The following is an 18,128-nucleotide window of genomic DNA, read 5'->3' on the forward strand; positions in this document are numbered from 1 at the left end:
TCGGACGCAACCAAGGAAGGTTACAGGGTGCTCATGGCGCGCGGCCCCAGATCGCTTCGTACCGGGAGCGGCGCGATCCGTACCCGGGCGGCCAGTACCGCAAGGCCGTTCGGGCCCACCACCACCGGCTCCAGGTCCACCGAAGCGACCTCCGGCAGGTCGTCCACCAGCCGGGACACCCGGAGCAGCAGCTCCTCCAGCGCGGCGGTGTCGACCGGCTCCGCGCCGCGCCAGCCGAACAGCAGCGGGGCCGCCCGCACCTCCCGGATCAGCGCCGCCACGTCCTGGTCGGTGGCCGGGATCAGCCGGTGCGCGACGTCGCCGAGCAGCTCGGCCGGGGCGCCGGCCAGGCCGAAGGACAGGATCGCGCCGACCGCCGGGTCCACGGTGGCCCCGATCACGGTGTCCACCCCGCGCGGGGCGAGCCGCTGCACCACCAGGGCCGCCTTGGCGGCGCCGCCCAGCAGCGCGTCCAACTCCCGGAAGGCGCGGCGCAGTCCGGGCTCGCCGGTCAGGTCGAGCCGGACGCTGCCCAGGTCGGGGCGGTGCCGCAGGTGCTCGGCGGTGGCCTTGAGGGCGACGGGGTAGCCGAGGGTGGCGGCGGCCCGCAGCGCGCTCTCCTCGTCGGGGGCGGGCAGCGCGGGGTGCACGTCGATGCCGTAGTGGCCGAGCAGCGCGGCGGCCTCCGCCTCGGGCAGCGTGATCCTGGCCCCGCCGGGCTGGGTCCTGGCCGCGACGGCGGTCCGGGTCTGCAAGGCGGCCTCGACCAGGGCGCGGGCCTCGGTCTCGGCGATCCGGCTCAGCTCGGGCACCCGGGCGGTCTGCTCCGCCTCGGCGGTCCGGCGCCGCCAGTCGGCGTACCTGACCGCCTGGGCCAGCGCGTGCACAGCCCGTTCGGGGGCCGGGTAGGCGGGGATGCCACCGGCCCGCAGCCGCTCCGGCAGCTCGGTCAGCGCCAGGTGGGCGAGCAGCAGCGGCTTGCCCAACTCCCTTGCCCGGCCTGATGCTTCGAGCAGGGCGTCGGCGAACTCGGGCTCGTCCGCACCCAGGTCGGGGGTCGGGCCCTGGGCCGCGATCGGCGGGATGGCCACCGCGATCACCGCGTCGATCAGCGGGTCGGTGAGCGCGGTGTCCAGCGCGATCCGGAAGTTCTCGCCGGTGGCGCCGGTGGTCAGGTCGACCGGGGAGCGCGGGTGCAGCCCCGCGCTGAGCAGCGCGTCGTGGGTGAGCAGCCCGAGCGAGTCGGAGTTGCCGACCACGGCCACCCGGTCGCCGGCCGGCAGCGGCTGGCGGGCCAGCAGCTCGCCGACGTCGTACAGCTCGGTGATGGTCTCCACCCGCAGCACGCCGGCCTGCTGGAACAGCGCGTCCACGGTGGCGTCGCGGAGCCGGCTGGCGGCGGGCTGGACGGCGTGACCGGGCGGCAGGCTGCCGGTGTGCCTGGCCCCCTTGATCACCACGACCGGCTTGTTGGCGGCCAGCCGGCGGGCGATCCGGGTGAACTTGCGCGGGTTGCCGAAGGACTCCAGGTAGAGCAGCACCACCTCGGTGGCCGGGTCCTCCTCCCAGTACTGCAGCCAGTCGTTGCCGGAGACGTCGGCCCGGTTGCCGACCGAGGCGAACGAGGAGACGCCCAGGCCCCGGCGGTGCGCGGCCTCCAGCAGCGCGACGCCGATCGCGCCGGACTGGCAGAACAGGCCGAACGGGCCGCGGGCGGGCAGCACCGGGGCGAGCGAGGCGTTCAGCGGGTGCTCGGGGTCGGTGTTCAGCAGGCCGAAGGCGTTCGGGCCGATCACCCGCATCCCGGCCGCCCTGGCCTGCCGGACCAGCGCGCGCTGGCGGTCCCGCCCCTCCGGGCCGGTCTCGGCGTACCCGGCGGTGACCACCACCAGGCCCTGCACGCCGTGCGCGCCGCAGTCCGCGACCGCGCCCGGTACGGCGGTGGCGGGTACCGCGATCACCGCCAGGTCGACCGGCCCGGGGATCTCCAGCACCGAGCGGTGGGTCGGCACGCCGTCGACGACGGTGCCGGGCGGGGCGTTGCGGTTCACCGCGTACACCTCGCCGTCGAAGCCGCCCGGGTTGCTCCTGAGGTTGCGCAGCAGCGCCCGGCCGACCGACTGCGGGCCGCGGGACACCCCGATCACGGCGACCGAACGGGGGGTCAGCAGCCGCTGCACCGAGCGGGCCTCGGCGCGGTGCTCGCGGGCCCGCATGACGGCCAGCGAGGAGTCGGTCGGCTCCAGGTCGAACTCCAGGTGCACCACGCCCTCGGCGAAGGAGCGCTGCTGGGTGTAGCCCGCGTCGGTGAAGACCTTCACCATCTTGCGGTTCTCCGGCAGCACCTCGGCGGTGAACCGGCGGATGCCGCGCTCCTGGGCGACGGCGGCGATGTGCTCCAGCAGCGCGGAGGCCACCCCCCGGCCCTGGTGCGCGTCCTGCACCAGGAAGGCCACCTCGGCGTCGGTGCCGGTGACGGACGGGCGGCCGTCCGGGTCGATCCGGTCGTACCGGACGGTGGCGATGAACCTGTCCCGGACCACCACCGCCAGGCCGACCCGGTTGACGTAGTCGTGGTGGGTGAACCGGCGGACGTCCTTGTCGGAGAGCCGGGGGTAGGGCGCGAAGAACCGGAAGTACTTCGACTGGTCGGAGACCCGTTCGTAGAACTCGACCAGCCGGTCGGCGTCGGCCTCGGTGATCGGCCGGATCCGGGCCGTGCCGCCGTCGCGCAGCAGGACGTCGGCCTCCCAGTGCTGGGGGTAGCTGTGCTCGTCGCGGTGCGGCGCGGGGTCTTCCACAGCGCCAGGTTAGACGTTCGAACGCCTGCGGGACCCGGTCGTGCGGGTGGGTCTTGCGAACCGGCCGGGCCGCGGGTCGGCGGCGAGCCGCGTGGCGGTGGGCCGGTCGGCGGGGCAGGGTGGGACCTTGGCCACCAAAGCGTCCCCGGGCGGCGCGACCTCACGGTTTGCGTGCCACAATGGTCTAGACAACATAGCTCCACCAGCACCACCTGAAAGGCACGTCTCATGGCTGAGCGCCGCGTCACCATCGGTTGGCCCGAGGGCCTGCACGCCCGTCCCGCCTCGGTCTTCGTCCGCGCGGCGACCGCCGTCGGCGTGCCCGTCACGATCGCCAAGGAGGGCGGCAACCCGGTCAACGCCGCCTCCATGCTGGCCCTGCTCGGCCTGGGCGCCCAGGGCGGCGACGCGGTGATCCTGGCCTCCGAGGCCGAGGGCGCCGACGAGGCCCTGGACCGCCTGGCGAAGCTGGTCCAGGAGGGCCTGGACGAGCTCCCCGCCGCCTGACGCTTTTTTGGAAGGGCCGCACCGGAATATCTCGGGTGCGGCCCTTCCGCATGCTCTGCCAGAATTCCGCGTCGTGATCGAACTGCCCACCGTCGAGGACCTGACCCACGCCGCCGAGGACGACGCCCTGCTGCTCTGGGCCGCCCAGGGCCTGCGCGGCGGCGCCCGCGCCTTCCGGCACGGCGGCGCCGTCGCGGTCGCCTCACCCGGCCTCTCCGGCCGGGACCGGATCGCCGTCCGGGGTCCGCTGAGCGACGCCGTCCCGCTGGTCCGGGGCGTCCTCGACCGGTGCGGACCGAGCTACCGGCCGCTCGGCGACCGGGCCCTGCTCGCCGAACTCGCCGAGCCGGTCGGCCACCGCTACCTCGGCAGCTTCGGCTGGATGTCCGTCACGGGCAGCCTCTCCCCCGCCACCGGCGCCGCCGCGGCCCGCTGGCTCACCCCCGCCGAGCTGCCCGAGGCCGCCGCCCTGCTGGACCGGCACTTCGCGAGCTCGTACGCCCACCCCGGCCGCCCCGGCGCCACCGCCTGGGCCGGGGTCCGGGACGAGGCCGACCGCCTCACCGCGATCGCCGCCGACGCCTGGAGCTCCCCCGAGGTCGGCCTGCTGGCCGGCGTCGCCACCGACCCCTCGCACGGGCGCGGGCGCGGCCACGCCGAGGCCGCCTGCCGGCTGGTGCTCGACACCCAGCTGCGGCGCAGCGGGCGGGCCGCGCTGCTGGTCGACTCCTGGAACACCGCCGCGATCCGGCTCTACCGGCGGCTCGGGCTGGAGTGGCGCGAGATCGCCGCCTGCGCGGCCTGACCCCCGGTCAGAAGACGGACCAGCCGGTCGCGGTGGTCAGCGCGTCCAGCGCCGCGACGCCCAGCACCGAGTTCCCCGCCTGGTCCAGCCCCGGACCCCACACGCACACCGCGCCCCGGCCCGGCAGCACCGCCAGGATCCCGCCGCCCACCCCGCTCTTGCCCGGCAGCCCGACCCGGAACGCGAACTCCCCCGCCGCGTCGTACGTCCCGCAGGTGAGCAGCACCGCGTTCACCCGCTTCGCCTCACTGCGGGTCAGCAGCCGGGAGCCGTCCGCCCGTACGCCGTGCGAGGCCAGGAACCGGCCCACCAGCGCCAGATCGCGGCAGCTGGCGGCGATCGCGCAGTGCGCGTAGTAGTGCGCCAGCACGCTGTCCACCGGGTTGCGCAGATTCCCGTAGCTGGCGATGAAGTGGGCCAGCGCCGCGTTCCGGTGCCCGTGCCGCGCCTCCGAGGAGGCCACCGCGTCGTCCACCTCGATGCCGTCGTTCCCCGCCTCCGCCCGCAGGAAGTCCCGCACCGCCCCCACCGCGTCCCCCGTCAGCTCCAGCAGACGGTCCGTCACCACCAGCGCCCCCGCGTTGATGAACGGATTGCGCGGGATCCCGTGCTCGGTCTCCAACTGCACCAACGAGTTGAACGGATTCCCCGACGGCTCCCGCCCCACCCGCTTCCACAGCTCGTCCCCACCCTCCGCGAGCGCCAGCGCCAGGGTGAACAGCTTCGACACACTCTGCACCGAGAACGGCGTCTCCCAGTCCCCCGCCCCGTACACCTCCCCGTCCACGGTCGCGATCGCCATCCCGAACGCGGTCGGGTCGACGGCGGCGAGCGCCGGGATGTAGTCGGCGGGCCGGCCGCGGCCGGGGGCGCGCAGGGCGGTGTCCATCACGTCGTGCAGAAGCTGCTGGTAGTCCACGCCGCCATTCTGCCTACGTGGGGTGGACTGACAGAGAATCAGACATTTCGACTTTAGCCATTCCATCCGATCGGATGGTCCGACCTGGTTGCAGCGGTGGGCGGGGCTGGTGCAGCGCACGCTGTGCCGCATGAACGGCTTCGATCTCGAACGGCCCGAGCACGCCTACATGTTCGGCTTCATCCAGGCGGACGGACACCTCAGCCAGGGGCCCGGCCGCAAGGGGCGGCTCACGGTGGAGCTGTCCGCCCGCGATGCGCCGCTGCTGGAGGAGTTCCAGCGGCTCTGCCCGTACAACAGCACCATCAGCTACCGCACCCGCAGCACCAACTTCGCGACCGAGCACACCTCGGTGCTCTGGACGGTCTGCGCCCTGGAGTTCCGGGAGCGGCTCCAGGCCCTCGGTCTGCCGAGCGGCCGCAAGTCGCTGAACATAGCCCCGCCGACCGTTGCCTACTCCGAACGGGACTACATCCGAGGCATCATCGACGCCGACGGATCCGTCGGCCGCACCGCACAGGATCTGCCGTTCGTCGGCGTCACCACGGCCAGCGAAGCGCTCGTCCGGTACTACTGCGACTACACCGAGCGTCTGACCGGCAGGGCCCGCACCGCGAGGCGCAACACGCGCGACAACATCTACAACATCCTGCTGACGCGGGAGGAGGCCATGACCCTGACTCAAGTGCTCTACTACCCAGGCTGCCTGGCACTCCCTCGCAAGCAGGCTGCTGCGGATGACGTCGGAAACTGGGTCAGACCCGTCGGCATGAAGAGGATGCACCGCAAGGAGTGGACCGCCGAGGAGACCGAGCTCCTGCTCGCAACGCCCGACCCCGAGGAGGCGGCCCGCCTGCTGAACCGCTCGGTGAAGAGCTGTCAGACCCGGCGTTGGCGACTGATCGGACCGAAGAAGGCCAGGGTGCGCTTCCCGCACACCCCGGCCTGACTTCTCAACCCTTCACGCAGACGACCTGCTTGAGCTGGGCGACCACCTCGACCAGGTCACGCTGCTGCTCCATGACCTTCTCGATCGACTTGTACGCGCCCGGGATCTCGTCCACCACGCCACTGTCCTTACGGCACTCGACGCCCTTGGTCTGCTCCGCGAGGTCCTGCGCGGTGAACTTCTTCTTCGCCGCCGTCCGGCTCATCTTCCGGCCGGCGCCGTGCGAGGCCGAGTTGAAGGCCGCCGTGTTGCCGAGGCCACGGACGATGTACGAACCGGTGCCCATCGAGCCCGGGATGATGCCGTACTCACCCGAGCCGGCCCGGATCGCGCCCTTGCGGGTGACCAGCAGGTCGACACCGTCGTACCGCTCCTCCGCCACGTAGTTGTGGTGGCAGCTGATCTCGTCCTCGAAGGTGACCTTCGCCTTCGGGAACTCGCGCCGCAGCACGTCCTTGAAGAGCGCCATCATCACGGCACGGTTCTTCTTGGCGTACTCCTGCGCCCAGAACAGGTCCGAACGGTAGGCGGCCATCTGCGGGGTGTCCGCGATGAACACCGCGAGATCGCGGTCGACCAGGCCCTGGTTGTGCGGAAGGCCACGGGCCACACCCATGTGATGCTCCGCCAGCTCCTTGCCGATGTTGCGTGATCCGGAGTGCAGCATCAGCCAGACCGAGCCATTAGTATCTATACAAACTTCCGAGAAGTGATTTCCGCTGCCGAGCGTGCCCATCTGCTGAGCAGCCCGCTCCCGCCGCCACTTCACCTCGCCGGCGATGCCGTCGAAGCGGCTCCAGAAGTCGTCCCACCCCGCCGTCGCGAAGCCGTGCAGCTTGCCCGGGTCGACCGGGTCGGAGTGCAGGCCACGGCCGACCGGGATGACCTGCTCGATCTTCGAGCGCAGCCGGGACAGGTCGTCGGGGAGGTCCTTGGCGGTGAGGGAGGTCTTCACCGCGCTCATGCCGCAGCCGATGTCGACGCCGACCGCGGCCGGGCAGACCGCGCCCTTCATGGCGATGACGGAGCCGACGGTGGCGCCCTTGCCCAGGTGGACGTCGGGCATCACGGCGAGGCCGTGCAGCCACGGGAGCGAGCTGATGTTGCGCAGCTGCTGCATGGCCTGGCCCTCGACCGTCGAGGGGTTGGTCCACATCCGGATCGGGACCCGGATGCCGGGGACTTCGGTGTACGACATGGTGAACGACCTCCAGGGGTCGGCTGGTTCCAAGCTTAGTGAGGGTGCCGCGCGAAGCTTCCGGCGTGGCTCGGGGAAGACGAGAGCGCTCAGCGAGCGGTACAGGGGGAATACGGTCGCCTGAGGGAGCTGGTTCGCTCGACCCGCATGGTGACCGCCTCCTCTCCTGTGTGTGGCCGCCCGACCGGGCGACGGGTGCTATCTAGCCACAGGCGGCGACACCCCGGCAACGGATTAAACGACGACGGCCCGACGGAGCTGATGCTCCGTCGGGCCGTCGCGGCAGGCTGGGGTCAGCTGATGACGGTGACCTCGCCGATGCCCAACTCCCGTACCTGGTCCGCGATCACGGCCGCGTCGCCGACCAGCACGGTGACCAGCCGGTCCGGCGGGAAGGCGGCGACCACGGCTTCGGTGGCGGCGGCGGTGTCGAGGGCGGCGAGCTGCCGGTAGATCTCGGCCTGGTAGTCGTCGGGCAGGTACTGCTCGACCTGGTCGGCCAGGGTGGCGGCGACCGAGCCGGCCGTCTCGTACTTGAGCGGGGCGACCCCGACCAGGAACTGGACGGCCTCGTCGCGCTCGGCGTCGGTCAGGCCCTCGGCGGCCAGGGTGCGCAGGATGGTCCAGGTGTCGGCCAGCGCGGGGGCGGTGGAGGCGGTGTCCACCGAGCCGCTGATGGCGATCAGCGCGCGGCCGGTGCCCTCGGCGTTGGAGCGCAGCGGCTGGGCGAAGGCCCGGACGCCGTAGGTGTAGCCCTTCTCCTCGCGCAGCACGCGGTCGAGCCGGGAGGTGAGGGTGCCGCCGAGGCAGTAGGTGCCGAGGATCTGGGCGGCCCACAGCGGGTCGTGGCGGTCGGGGCCGATCCGGCCGATCAGCAGCTGGGTCTGGACCGAGCCGGGGCGGTCGACGATGACGACCCGTCCGGCGTCGTCGGCGGTGACCGGGGCGTGCGTGCCGGCGGCGGTGGGGGCGGCGGTCCAGCCGCCGAGGGTGGCTTCGAGCAGCGCGCCGAGGTCGAGGCCGGTCAGGTCGCCGACCACCACGGCGGTGGCGGTGGCGGGCCGGACGTGGTCGGCGTAGAAGGACTGGACGGCGGCCCGGGTGATGTTCTTGACGGTGTCGGCGGTGCCGCTGCGCGGGCGGGAGAGCCGGTCGGCCTCCTCGAACAGCGTGGCGTAGAGCGCCTTGGCGGCGCGGCGGGCCGGGTTGGCCTGCTCGTGCACGATCTCGTCGAGGCGGTTGGCGACCAGCCGCTCGATCTCGTCCTCGGGGAGGGCGGGGGCGCGCAGGGCGTCGGCGAGCAGGGTGAGGCCGCGCTCCAGGCGGGAGGCCGGGACCTCCAGGGAGACCCGGATGCCGGGGTGGTCGGCGTGCGCGTCCAGGGTGGCGCCGGCCCGCTCGAGCTCGCCGGCGTACTGCTCGGCGGTGAGGGTGTCGGTGCCTTCGCTGAGGGCGCGGGCGAGGATGTTGGCGATGCCGTCCAGGCCGTCCGGTTCGGCGGCCAGCGGGGCGTCCAACTGGATCTCGACGGCGACGAGTTGCTGGCCGGGGCGGTTGCAGTGCAGCACCGTGAGACCGTTGGCCAGGGTGGTGCGCTCGGGGGCCGGGAAGGCCCAGGGGCTGGGGGTGCCCGCGGCGGGCTGCGGGTGGAAGGTCATGGTGGGGGTGGGGTCGGTCATGCCGCCGCCTCCTCGTCCTCGGTCTCGGCAGCGTCGTCGGTGGTGGTGGGCTCGTACACCAGGACGGCCCGGTTGTCGGGGCGCAGCCGGGCGGTGGCGAGTGCCTTGACCTCGTCGGCGGTGACGTCGAGGACCTTGCCGAGCGCGTCGTTGAGCAGCTTGGGGTCGCCGAACAGGACGGCGTAGCGGCAGAGTTCGTCGGCTCGGCCGGCCACGGTGGTGAGCCGGTCGAGCCACTCGCGCTCGATCTGGGCCTGGGCGCGCTCGAGTTCCTCGGCGGTGGGGCCTTCGGCGGCGAACCGGGCGAGCTCCTCGTCGACGGCGGTCTCGATCTGCTCGATGGTGGCGTCGCCGGAGGTCTTGACGTCGAGCCAGCCGAGCGAGGGGGCGCCGGCCAGCCGGAGCAGGCCGAAGCCGGCCGTGACGGCGGTGCGGTCGCGGCGGACCAGGCGGTTGTAGAGCCGGCTGGACTCGCCGGAGCCGAGGATGGTGAGCGCCAGGTCGGCGGCGTCGGCCTCGCGGGTGCCGTCGTGCGGCAGGCGGTAGGCGGCCATCAACGCCCGGGAGGGGACGTCCTCCTGGACGAGTTCGCGGATCTCCTGGCCGATCACCTCGGGCAGGGTGCCGTCGCGCGGCGGCTGCTTGCCGTCGTGGGCGGGGATGGTGCCGAAGTACTTCTCGACCCAGGCGATGGTCTGCTCGGGGTCGAGGTCGCCGACGATGGAGAGCACGGCGTTGTTGGGCGCGTAGTACGTCCGGAAGAACGTCCGGGCGTCCTCCAGGGTGGCCGCGTCCAGGTCGGCCATCGAGCCGATCGGGGTGTGGTGGTACGGGTGGCCGTCCGGGAAGGAGAGCGCGGTGAGCTTCTCGAAGGCGGTGCCGTACGGGACGTTGTCGTAGCGCTGGCGGCGCTCGTTCTTGACGACGTCGCGCTGGTTCTCCATCGAGGTGTCGTCGAGGGCGGCCAGCAGCGAGCCCATCCGGTCGGCCTCCAGCCAGAGCGCGAGCTCCAGTTGGTGGGCCGGCATGGTCTCGAAGTAGTTGGTGCGCTCGAAGCTGGTGGTGCCGTTGAGGGAGCCGCCGGCGCCCTGGACCAGTTCGAAGTGGCCGTTGTTGGACACGTTCGCCGAGCCCTGGAACATCAGGTGCTCGAACAGGTGGGCCAGGCCGGTGCGCCCCTTCACCTCGTGGCGGGAGCCGACGTCGTACCAGAGGCAGACGGCGGTCACCGGGGTGAGGTGGTCCTCGGAGAGCACCACGCGCAGGCCGTTGGCCAGGCGGTGCTCGGTGATGGCGAGGCCTCGGGTGGAGGCGGGGGCCGGGTTGGCCATGCTGGGTCCTTCCCGTCTTCGAGTCGTCGGTCCGGGCGGCTGGAATGCCGTTCCCTCATTGTGGTGCAACGCGTGAGGCGCTTGGATGTGCCCGCGCCAGCAGGGCGTTCGCCACGGGCGGAAGTGGGCTCGACAGGTCCTCGGGGGGAGGGGGTTGACCGAGGCTGTCGGTGCGAGGGTCCACAATGGGGGGCGCCGTACCCCAGCAGCCCCCCGGACAGTTACCGAAGTACCGTCAGAGACGCAAGGGAGCCCCGCCGCGATGGCCCGCCGCAGTTCGCCCACCCCGCCGCCCGGAGACTTCGAGGAGCGCATCCTCGACGTGGACGTGGTGGACGAGATGCAGGGCTCCTTCCTGGAGTACGCCTACTCGGTCATCTACTCCCGTGCTCTGCCCGATGCCCGGGACGGCCTCAAGCCGGTGCACCGGCGCATCCTGTACCAAGCCAACGAGATGGGCCTGCGCCCCGAGCGCGCGCACGTGAAGTGCGCCCGCGTGGTCGGTGAGGTGATGGGCCGTCTGCACCCGCACGGTGACGCCTCGATCTACGACTCCGTGGTCCGGATGGCACAGTCGTTCTCGATGCGGCTGCCGCTGATCGACGGTCACGGGAACTTCGGTTCGCTCGGCAACGACGACCCGCCGGCCGCGATGCGGTACACCGAGGCGCGGCTGACCTCGGCCTCGATGGCGCTGGTGGAGTCGATCCACGAGGACACCGTCGATTTCGGGCCGAACTACGACGGCAGCGAGCAGGAGCCCACCGTGCTCCCCGCCGCCTTCCCGAACCTGCTGGTGAACGGCGCCTCGGGCATCGCGGTCGGGATGGCGACCAACATGCCGCCGCACAACCTGGCCGAGGTGGTGGCCGCCGCCCGGCATCTGATCAAGCATCCGACGGCGGATCTCGACACCCTGATGCGGTTCGTGCCGGGTCCCGACCTGCCGACCGGCGGCCGGATCGTCGGCCTGTCCGGCATCCGGGACGCGTACGAGTCGGGCCGAGGCACCTTCAAGATCCGGGCGACGGTCTCGATCGAGGCGGTGACGGCGCGCCGCAAGGGCATCGTGGTCACCGAGCTGCCGTTCACGGTCGGTCCGGAGAAGGTGATCGCCAAGATCAAGGACCTGGTCGGGTCGAAGAAGCTCCAGGGCATCGCCGACGTCAAGGACCTGACGGACCGTGCGCACGGTCTGCGCCTGGTGATCGAGGTGAAGAACGGCTTCGTGCCGGAGGCCCTGCTCGAGCAGCTCTACAAGCTGACGCCGATGGAGGAGACCTTCGGCATCAACAACGTGGCGCTGGTCGACGGCCAGCCGCTGACGCTGGGTCTGAAGGAGCTGCTCGAGGTCTACGTCGACCACCGCTTCACGGTGGTCCGGCGGCGCAGCGACTTCCGGCGGCGCAAGCGCCAGGAGCGGCTGCACCTGGTCGAGGGTCTGCTGGTCGCGCTGGTCGACATCGACGAGGTGATCGCGATCATCCGGTCGAGCGAGAACGCGACGCAGGCCAAGGAGCGCCTGATGGAGCGTTTCTCCCTGTCGGAGACCCAGACCACGTACATCCTGGACACCCCGCTGCGCCGGCTCACCCGGTTCGACCGGGTGGAGCTGGAGGCGGAGCAGGCCAAGCTGCTCTCGGAGATCGCGGACCTGACCGAGATCCTGGAGTCGGACAACAAGCTGCGCAGCGTGGTGTCGAACGAACTCGGGGCGGTGTCCAAGCAGTTCGGCACCGAGCGGCGGACGGTGCTGCTGGAGGCCGGCGCGGTGCCGGCCGCCACCCTGTCGGTGCCGCTGGAGGTCGCGGACGACCCGTGCCGGGTGCTGCTCTCCTCGACCGGCCTGCTGGCCCGGCTGGCGGACGGCGAGCCGGTGGAGCCGTCGGATTCGCGGGCCAAGCACGACGTGGTGGTGTCGGCGGTGTCGGCCACCGCCCGGGGTGACGTGGGTGTGGTCACCTCGGCCGGGCGGGCGCTGCGGCTGCCGGTGATCGACCTGCCCGCGCTGCCGCCGTCGCCGACGCTGTCGTTGGCGGGCGGGGCGCAGGTCAGCGAGTTCCTCCGGCTGGAGGACGGTGAGCGGGTGATCGGGCTGACCACGCTGGACGAGTCCTCGCCGGGGCTGGCGCTGGGCACGGTGCAGGGTGTGGTGAAGCGGGTGGTGCCGGAGTGGCCCGCCAACAAGGACGAGTTCGAGGTGATCGCCCTCAAGGAGGGCGACGCCGTGATCGGTGCGGTCGAACTGCGGACGGGTGAGGAGGACTTGGTCTTCATCACCTCGGACGCGCAGTTGCTGCGCTACCCGGCGGGTCAGGTCCGTCCGCAGGGCCGCCCGGCGGGCGGTATGGCGGGCGTGAAGCTGGCGGACGGCGCGCGGGTGCTCTCGTTCACGGCGGTGGACCCGGCGGTGGACGCGGTGGTGGTCTCGGTCGCGGCGGCCTCGGCGACGCTGACGGGTGGTGAGCACACCAGCTGGAAGGTCACGCCGTTCGAGCAGTACCCGCGGAAGGGGCGGGCCACGGGCGGGGTGCGCTGCCAGCGCTTCCTGCGGGGTGAGGACGCGCTGGCCTTCGCCTGGGCGGGCCCGGCTCCGGCCCGGGCGGCCACGGCGGCGGGCGCTCCGGTCTCCTTGCCGGAGCGTGACCCTCGCCGGGACGGCTCCGGCACTCCGGTGACGGGCACGATCGCGGTGGTGGCGGGGCCGGCCTCGTAGGCAACGGAGAAACCATCTACGGTCAGGGGCTCGGGGAACGGCGACGAGATCTGGCGTGCGGGTCAAAATGCAAAGTGCCTGACCACGCACGGACGGATCACCTTTTACGAGGTCGGCGTCGCAGTTCCCCGAGCCCCTGACCGTAGATGCTGAAGCGCCTGCGAATGGCGCCCGAGGGTAGCCTTGCCTGCGTGAGCACCTGTGCAACGTTGTCGCGCGAACTGACCGAGCCGCTGGCTGCCACTGCCGCGACGGCGGCGACCTGGCTGCTGGTGGAGCAGGCCGGGCCGTGGGGCGCGAAGGCGCTGACCGAGAGCCACCTGGATGCCGGGGTGGGGCGGGCGCTGGACGCCGCGTCGGCGGGTACGGGGGTGCGGGTCGCGCTGATCCGGCGGCCGGGGCGGCATGCGGACTGTCTGCCGACCGCCCGGCACGAGGTGATCGTGGCGCACACGGCGCCGGGCGCTTCCTGGGTGCGGCGCACCCAGGTGACCGATCCGGCCGAGCTGCTGGCGCTGGACTTCGCCGCGCTGGGGGCGGGCGTGCACGGCGGTCTGGGTACCGAGCACCGGGGCGACCCGCTGGCGCTGGTGTGCACCAACGGCCGGCGGGACCGCTGCTGTGCGCTGCTGGGTCGGCCGTTGGCGGCCGAGCTGGCGGCGGCCGGGCATGCCGAGGTGTGGGAGGCCACCCACCTGGGCGGGCACCGGTTCTCGCCCACCATGCTGGTGCTGCCGTTCGGGTACGCGTACGGGCGGCTGACGCCGACGGGGGCCAAGGAGGTGCTGGCGGCGACCGCCGCCGGGCACACCGTGACGGAGTGGTCGCGTGGCCGCTCGTACTGGGACCGGCCGGGCCAGGCCGCCGAGCAGGCCGTCCGGGTGCTGACCGGGGAGTTGGACGCCGACGCGCTGACCCTCACTCAGCAGGAGACCGCCGGGGCCGCCTGGTCGGTGACGGTCCGGCACTCCGACGGCCGCCGGTGGCTGGCCGAGGTGGTGCAGGGGGTCAGCGAGCCGCCCCGGGCGGAGAGCTGTGGCAAGAGCCCGGCCACCCCGGCCCGAATGGACGTCAGCTCACTGCGCGAACTGACGGCTGATCGGATCTGAGCCGGTCGGCCAGGGCGCAGGCCAGCGTCATCACCACGAGCGCGGCGGCCATCGCCCGCAGCAGGGCGCTCTCGTAGTAGACGTCGGTGATCAGTCGCACCGCCAGGTAGGCCGCCGCCAGTCCGGCCGCTCCACCCAGGACGAGCGGGAGCAGCGCGTCCCGGACCGGCCGGTGCCACAGCGCGACCGCGCCGACCAGCAGGGCGCCGCCCGCCGCGAGCAGCGGGGTGTCGAAGGTGACGCCGTAGCGGATCGCCAGCGCGGGCACCAGGAAGAGCACCAGCGAGCGGCGCAGGACGGCGTCCAGCGCGGCCACGCTCCGGCTCCCGGCGAGGCCCGGCCGCCACCGAGCGGTGACCGCCAGCACCAGCAGGGCGAGCAGCAGATCGAGCCAACGGCCGCCCAGATGGCCGAGGTTGTAGAGCAGCGCGGTGTCGTAGACCACCATGACCAGCTGCCCGAGCGCCCAGAGCGAGGCGGCGAAGAGCAGCAGTCCGGCCGCCCCGGGCTCCCGGTCGGCGCCGGGTTCGCGCCGGGCGAGGGTGGTCAGCAGCGGTGCGGTGAGCAGGGCCGAGACGGTGCGGATCGCCAGGTCCTGGGTGGTCCACGGGTTGTACAGGCCCCACTCGACCACACCGAAGACCACGGTGTACGAGAGCGCGGCCGACCACACCAGTGGCCGGGAGCCGAGCACCGTCCGGTAGAGCGCGGGGCTGAGCCGGCGCAGCACCGTCCCGTACGCGAGCAGCACGAACGGCAACTCCAGGAAGGCCTGCACCCGGAGCACGGTGGGCCCGAACAGCGTCGGGGCGGGCAGGTGGTCGGCGACCAGGCGGACCAGTGGGTTGCCGTCGGGCTGGGCGAACCAGCCGGGCGGCAGGTAGCGGGTGACGAACCAGGTGTCGCCGCCGTGCACGCGCAGCAGGTAGGCGGCGCAGAGCAGTTGGTTGAGGTAGACCAGGCCGGTCACCCCGATCAGCAGCGCCTCCGGAGCGACCGTCCGGCCCACGATGGGTGGGGCCGGGCGGCGCAGCAGCCGGGGGCCGAGCGTCAGCCCGGCGAGCACGGAGGCGGCCACGGAGGTGCCGATCAGGGCGGCGGTGACGGTCATGCGGAGGGACGATAGCCCCCGGCGCCGAGCGGATCGGCACCGGGGGCTGAGCGGGTGTCAGGCAGGACTGAGTGGGTCTCAGGCGGGACTGAGCGGGGGTCAGCCCGCCTTGGCGACGAACTCGGTGGTGTAGGTCCTCGAGAGGTCGATCGAGGCTTCCTTGCCCTTGACGTCGGGGTGGAAGGCGCCGAGCACGGCCAGGACGGTCTTCGGGCCCTCGGGAGGCATCACGCCGTCGGTGGTGAACATCGGCAGGGTGGCCTTGATCGCCTCGGCGTACTGTTCGGCGCCGCCCTGCGCGTAGTCGGCCGGCATCTGGGCGGCGATCTCGGCGGGGGTGTGGGTGGACATCCACTTGAGGGTCTTCACGAAGGCGTTCGCCAGCTTCTGGGCGGTGTCCTTGTTCTTCTCGACCCAGTCGGTGTTCATGTAGAGCGAGGAGGAGGGGTAGAGCCCGCCGAGCGCGGCCTTGGAGCCCTCGGGGGTGCGCATGTCGTAGAGCACCGTGCCGATGTTCTTGGCCAGGATGGTGGCCACCGTCGGGTCGGTGGTCATGCCGGCGTCGATGCTGCCCTGTTGCATGGCGGCGATGAAGGTCTGTCCGGCGCCGACCGCGATCGGGCTGAACTCGCTGACCGCGACGCCGTTCTTGACGGCGAGGTACTTGGTGAGGAAGTCGGTGGAGGAGCCGATGCTGGTGACGCCGAGCTTCTTGCCTTTGAAGTCCGCGCCGGTCTTGATCGCGTCGGCCTGCTTGGCGGAGACCACCTCGACCTCGCCGGGGGCCTGCGAGAACTGGACCACCGACTCGACGTTCTTGCCCTTGGCCTGAAGGTCGATGGTGTGGTCGTAGAAGCCGACGGCGCCCTGGACGTCCCCGGCGAGCAGCGCGGTGGTGGCGTTGACGCCGGCCGGTTCGCTCATCAGCTCGACGTTGACGCCGGCCTGGGCGAAGTGGCCGAGCCGCTGGGTGAGCATCGCGGGCAGGTAGATGACCTTGTCCAGGCCGCCGACCATGATCTTGACCTTGGGGCCGTCCACGGTCTGCCCGGCCTCGGCGTGGGTGGAGGAGGCGGCGTCGTTGGCACAGGCGGTGAGGGGGAGGAGCAGCGCGGCGGCGGCCGCGGCGGCGAGCATTCTGCGCATGGGTGGGCGCCTTTCTTGACGGAGGGTCAGCGGTTCAGCGGCCGTCGCCGGAGTCGGCCGGCTTCCAGCGGAAGAGCCGTTTCTCGGCGAAGGTGAGCAGGCCCTCGGTGAGCAGGGCGACCACCGCGAGGATGGTCATCGCGGCGTACACACCGGCGGCGTTGAAGGTGCCCTGGGCAGCCGCGACCAGCAGGCCGAGGCCCTTGGTGGCGCCGATGTACTCGCCGACGATGGCGCCGATCAGGGCGAAGCCGAAGCTGACGTGCAGGCTGGTGAAGATCCAGGTGGTGGCGGCGGGGATGACCACCTGGAGGGTGAGCCGACGATTGTCGGCGCCGAGGATGCGGGCGTTGGCGATCAGGTTCCGGTCCACCTCGCGCGCTCCCTGGAAGGCGTTGAAGAAGACCGGGAAGAAGACCAGCACCACCGCCGAGGCGACCTTGGAGGCCGGGCCGAGGCCGAACCAGATCAGGAAGATCGGCGCCAGCACGATCCGCGGGATGGCGTTCAGGACCTTGATGTACGGGCCGAACACGTCGGCCAGGAACCGGATCCGGCCGAGCGCGATGCCCAGCAGGACGCCGCAGGTGACACCGATCACCCAGCCGGTGAGGGCCTCGTAGAGGGTGTAGCCGATCTGCTCGCCGAGCGAGCCCTGCGCGGTGCCGTGGGTGATCCACTGCCAGATCTGCGCCCAGATCTTCGACGGCTGGGAGAAGTTGAACGGGTCGATGATCCCGCTCCGGGCGGACAGTTCCCAGAGGCCGAGGAAGGCGACCAGGACGCCCGCCCGGGCGCCGTACACGGTGAACTTCCGGTTCCGGGCGGCCCGTTCGCGGGCGGCGGTGCGGGTGACGACGGGCGGTACGGCGACGGCGGTCTCAAGCGGCATTGCCCGCTCCTCTCTCACGGGTGATCCGAACCTCTTCGCCCAGCGAGGCCCAGATCTCGCGGTAGAGCTCGACGAAGCGCGGCTCCAGCCGGACCGCCTCCACGGTGCGCGGCCTGGGCAGGTCCACGGTGAAGATCTCCTTGACGGTGGCGGGGCCCGCCGTCATGACGACCACCCGGTCGGCCAGCGCGATCGCCTCGTCCAGGTCGTGGGTGACGAAGACGACGGACGAGCCGGTGCCGGCCCAGAGTTCGAGCAGCTGATCCGACATCAGGGCCCGGGTCTGTACGTCCAGGGCCGAGAAGGGCTCGTCCATCAGCAGGATCTTGGGGTCGTTGACGAAGGTCTGGGCGAGGGCGACGCGCTTGCGCATGCCGCCGGAGAGCTGGTGCGGGTAGCGGTCCTCGAAGGCGGCCAGGCCGACCCGGGCCAGCCAGTCGCGGGCCCGCTCGCGGGCCTCGGCCACCGGGACGCCGCGGAACCGGGGGCCCGCCATCACGTTGGAGAGCACCGTCCGCCAGGGGAAGACGGCGTCCTGCTGGAAGACGAACCCGACCTGCGGGTTGATCCCCTCGACGTTCTCGCCGTGCACCCGGACGTCGCCCTCGGTGGGCTCCTCCAGGCCGCTGACCAGGGTCAGCGTGGTGGACTTGCCGCAGCCGGTCGGGCCGACCACCGCGACGAACTCGCCCGGGGCCACCGTCAGATCGAGGTCCCGGACGGCGGTGTGCAGGGTGCCCGAGGGGGTCCTGAATCGCTTGGTCGCACCGGTCAACTCGATCGCCGGGGCTGTGGTTGTCAGCCCGCTCATATCCACCTCCGAAGGTCCCGGCGCCATCGCCGGGTCTGTGTCTGCCCCGGAGGTTAGGAGTGGCGCGGGTCACGGCGGCACCCTTGCGGGCGTACTGCGACTTCCTGGCGTTGAGGACTGTTCTGCTCCTTTTGCTTCCGCTACAACAGCGGAG

General features: G+C 72.1%; 14 protein-coding genes. 5 read left to right on the forward strand and 9 right to left on the reverse strand.

Annotated elements, in window-relative coordinates:
- Window positions 1-20: 20 nt before the first annotated feature.
- Window positions 21-2,801: a bifunctional acetate--CoA ligase family protein/GNAT family N-acetyltransferase gene (locus F4556_RS10110; RefSeq protein WP_184913546.1), complete on the reverse strand. Its 2,781-nt coding sequence runs from the start codon at window positions 2,799-2,801 to the stop codon at window positions 21-23.
- 228 nt (window positions 2,802-3,029) lie between these two features.
- Here F4556_RS10110 and F4556_RS10115 point away from each other — a divergent pair, with 228 nt between their 5' ends.
- Both F4556_RS10115 and F4556_RS10120 read left to right on the forward strand, forming a co-directional pair.
- Complete coding sequence (locus F4556_RS10115; RefSeq protein ID WP_184913548.1) at window positions 3,030-3,308, forward strand: HPr family phosphocarrier protein; 279 nt, start codon at window positions 3,030-3,032, stop codon at window positions 3,306-3,308.
- Window positions 3,309-3,381: 73 nt separating this feature from the next.
- Window positions 3,382-4,113, forward strand: a complete 732-nt coding sequence (locus F4556_RS10120) for a GNAT family N-acetyltransferase (protein WP_184913550.1) — start codon at window positions 3,382-3,384, stop codon at window positions 4,111-4,113.
- Window positions 4,114-4,120: 7 nt separating this feature from the next.
- On the opposite strand, the gene F4556_RS10125 is transcribed toward F4556_RS10120, so the two are convergent.
- Window positions 4,121-5,032 carry a glutaminase gene (locus F4556_RS10125; protein ID WP_313068234.1) on the reverse strand — a complete coding sequence of 304 codons (912 nt, stop codon included), beginning with the start codon at window positions 5,030-5,032 and terminating at the stop codon, window positions 4,121-4,123.
- A gap of 130 nt (window positions 5,033-5,162) precedes the next feature.
- On the opposite strand from F4556_RS10125, the gene F4556_RS10130 reads away from it, so the two are divergent.
- Window positions 5,163-5,981 (forward strand): SANT/Myb-like DNA-binding domain-containing protein, encoded by an 819-nt coding sequence (locus F4556_RS10130; protein WP_184913554.1) that lies wholly within the window; start codon window positions 5,163-5,165, stop codon window positions 5,979-5,981.
- A gap of 4 nt (window positions 5,982-5,985) precedes the next feature.
- On the opposite strand, the gene F4556_RS10135 is transcribed toward F4556_RS10130, so the two are convergent.
- The 3 genes from F4556_RS10135 to F4556_RS10145 form a co-directional block, all read right to left on the reverse strand.
- Window positions 5,986-7,179 (reverse strand): RtcB family protein, encoded by a 1,194-nt coding sequence (locus F4556_RS10135; RefSeq protein ID WP_184913556.1) that lies wholly within the window; start codon window positions 7,177-7,179, stop codon window positions 5,986-5,988.
- A gap of 293 nt (window positions 7,180-7,472) precedes the next feature.
- Entirely contained in the window at window positions 7,473-8,858 is a 1,386-nt protein-coding gene (locus F4556_RS10140; RefSeq protein WP_184913558.1) for a M16 family metallopeptidase, read from the reverse strand.
- The gene (locus F4556_RS10145) at window positions 8,855-10,189 is read right to left on the reverse strand and encodes a M16 family metallopeptidase (protein ID WP_184913560.1); all 1,335 of its coding nucleotides are present in this window, start codon (window positions 10,187-10,189) and stop codon (window positions 8,855-8,857) included. The genes F4556_RS10140 and F4556_RS10145 overlap by 4 nt, the downstream gene beginning before the upstream one ends.
- Before the next feature lie 262 nt (window positions 10,190-10,451).
- Between F4556_RS10145 and F4556_RS10150 the strand changes: the two genes are divergently transcribed.
- Both F4556_RS10150 and F4556_RS10155 read left to right on the forward strand, forming a co-directional pair.
- Entirely contained in the window at window positions 10,452-12,905 is a 2,454-nt protein-coding gene (locus F4556_RS10150; RefSeq protein WP_184913562.1) for a DNA gyrase/topoisomerase IV subunit A, read from the forward strand.
- A gap of 191 nt (window positions 12,906-13,096) precedes the next feature.
- On the forward strand, window positions 13,097-14,014 hold the full coding sequence (locus F4556_RS10155; protein WP_184913564.1) for a ferredoxin family protein: 918 nt from the start codon (window positions 13,097-13,099) through the stop codon (window positions 14,012-14,014).
- Here the strand turns inward: F4556_RS10155 and F4556_RS10160 are convergent.
- From F4556_RS10160 to F4556_RS10175, 4 genes are all read right to left on the reverse strand, one after another.
- Window positions 13,977-15,125, reverse strand: coding sequence for a hypothetical protein (locus F4556_RS10160; protein WP_184913566.1), 1,149 nt, complete (start codon window positions 15,123-15,125; stop codon window positions 13,977-13,979). The two genes, F4556_RS10155 and F4556_RS10160, sit on opposite strands and share 38 nt — an antisense overlap.
- A 99-nt stretch (window positions 15,126-15,224) precedes the next feature.
- Window positions 15,225-16,271 (reverse strand): ABC transporter substrate-binding protein, encoded by a 1,047-nt coding sequence (locus F4556_RS10165; RefSeq protein ID WP_184913568.1) that lies wholly within the window; start codon window positions 16,269-16,271, stop codon window positions 15,225-15,227.
- 34 nt (window positions 16,272-16,305) lie between these two features.
- Window positions 16,306-17,163, reverse strand: a complete 858-nt coding sequence (locus F4556_RS10170; protein ID WP_184913569.1) for an ABC transporter permease — start codon at window positions 17,161-17,163, stop codon at window positions 16,306-16,308.
- The gene (locus F4556_RS10175; RefSeq protein WP_184913570.1) at window positions 17,153-17,974 is read right to left on the reverse strand and encodes an ABC transporter ATP-binding protein; all 822 of its coding nucleotides are present in this window, start codon (window positions 17,972-17,974) and stop codon (window positions 17,153-17,155) included. The genes F4556_RS10170 and F4556_RS10175 overlap by 11 nt, the downstream gene beginning before the upstream one ends.
- Window positions 17,975-18,128: the final 154 nt, after the last annotated feature.

The organism is Kitasatospora gansuensis (assembly GCF_014203705.1).
Classification (GTDB): Bacteria; Actinomycetota; Actinomycetes; order Streptomycetales; family Streptomycetaceae; genus Kitasatospora; species Kitasatospora gansuensis.